This is a genomic window from Shewanella electrica, from assembly GCF_022321485.1.
In the GTDB taxonomy this organism is placed as follows: domain Bacteria; phylum Pseudomonadota; class Gammaproteobacteria; order Enterobacterales; family Shewanellaceae; genus Shewanella; species Shewanella electrica.
This window is the reverse complement of the sequence record NZ_JAKOGG010000291.1, coordinates 1-271: the sequence shown is the minus strand read 5'-3', so window position 1 is coordinate 271 and position 271 is coordinate 1. Positions and strand designations below refer to the sequence as shown.

At 43.2% G+C, this 271-nt stretch carries 1 protein-coding gene; it reads left to right on the top strand.

Annotated elements, in window-relative coordinates:
* Positions 1–153 (top strand): MC/SLC25 family protein (locus L9G74_RS24170; protein ID WP_500142673.1); only part of this gene is annotated, 153 nt, incomplete at its 5' end.
* Positions 154–271 lie beyond the last annotated feature (118 nt).

Sequence of the window (271 nt, the reverse complement as noted above, 5' to 3'; positions counted from 1 at the left end):
GTCTATAAGAACACACTCCACTGCTGGTCAGTCATTGCCAAGACTGAAGGTGGCTCCGCCTTCTTCAAGGGTGCTTTCTCCAACGTCCTCAGGGGTACTGGTGGTGCTCTTGTACTTGTATTATACGATGAAATCAAGGGCCTCATTTTCTAAATAATAATGAATGCATTAAATTTCAATCACCGAAAATCTTCAGTAACACCAGTCTAGCATTCCAAGAGGTCCAGCGGCCCGATAATGGAACCCGTTATAGACATTGTTTAGTTCATTA